Source organism: Halobacillus sp. BBL2006, assembly GCF_000786645.1.
GTDB lineage: Bacteria > Bacillota > Bacilli > Bacillales > Halobacillaceae > Halobacillus.
The window spans coordinates 1-1,032 of record NZ_JRNX01000962.1 but is presented as its reverse complement, the minus strand read 5'-3'; the positions used below and the strand labels follow the sequence as shown (position 1 = coordinate 1,032).

The window sequence follows — 1,032 nt, the reverse complement described above, 5'->3', positions numbered from 1 at the left end:
GGAGTGTATTTCCGAAGCGGTCATTCAGAGCAATCGATTACTTCTAAATTTCCTTACCCTATTCGTCTTTAGTTTGGATGCTTTGGATGCTTGTAATTATGTCCCAGCCTCTTTTTATTGGAGTAGGGGACAATTGTACAGGACCGGGGAGCAATGGTACGAAGTTAAGGAACAATTGTCCAGTGTTAAGTAACTATATTAATTCAACAGAAGCGGTTTCTTCTATTACAAAAATCGATAAAAGATTTCATTTTTCTGATAAATCTGTAAACTTTATTGATGGAAAGGGAAAAACTGATGTATAATACCAAGTAGTATGTAAACGCATACATAGATTGCTAACTTCTTAGAGGAGGGGTTTTAATGAGTGGAATATGGCTTGCGGTCGTAGGGGGCCTCGTTTTTTTTCTTGGCTATCGCTATTATTCGAAATTCATTGCTGAGAAAATCTATCGTTTAGATCCAAACTATGTTACACCGGCTCACCAGTATAAAGACGGTGTTGACTTTGTGCCAACGAACAAATTTGTTTTGTGGGGTCACCACTTTACTTCTGTGGCAGGAGCCGCGCCTATTGTCGGTCCTGCGATTGCCGTTTATTGGGGCTGGCTGCCAGCGGTCCTTTGGGTTTTGCTCGGAACCGTGTTTGCAGCTGGGGTCCATGATTTTGGTACTCTTGTCTTATCAGTCAGGAATAAAGGACAATCTGTCGGAACGCTAGCGAGTAAACTGATTGGTCAAAAGGCGAAAGTTTTGTTTTTATTCATCATTTTATTGCTCGTATTAATGGTCAATGCCGTATTTGCCTGGGTAATCGCGAACTTGTTTATCTCTTTCCCAGCAAGTGTCGTATCGGTATTTATTCAAATCCCATTGGCCGTATGGATCGGGTACAGTGTCTATAAGAAAAAAGGCAACATGCTGCTGCCGTCAATTGTGGCTCTTGCGGTCATGTATTTAGCGGCGATTGTTGCAAGCTATGTACCTGCTTTACAAATCGATTTGGTCAAATACTTCGGCGGTGAAGGGGCG

At 42.0% G+C, this 1,032-nt stretch carries 2 protein-coding genes; both read left to right on the top strand.

Going from position 1 to position 1,032, the window contains the following annotated elements; translation table 11 throughout:
• On the top strand, nucleotides 1–193 hold a 193-nt coding region (locus LD39_RS23735), incomplete at its 5' end, for a hypothetical protein (protein WP_231572632.1).
• Nucleotides 194–363: 170 nt separating this feature from the next.
• Nucleotides 364–1,032, top strand: a 669-nt coding sequence (locus LD39_RS21410) for a carbon starvation CstA family protein (RefSeq protein ID WP_035553859.1), incomplete at its 3' end; no start/stop codon positions are given.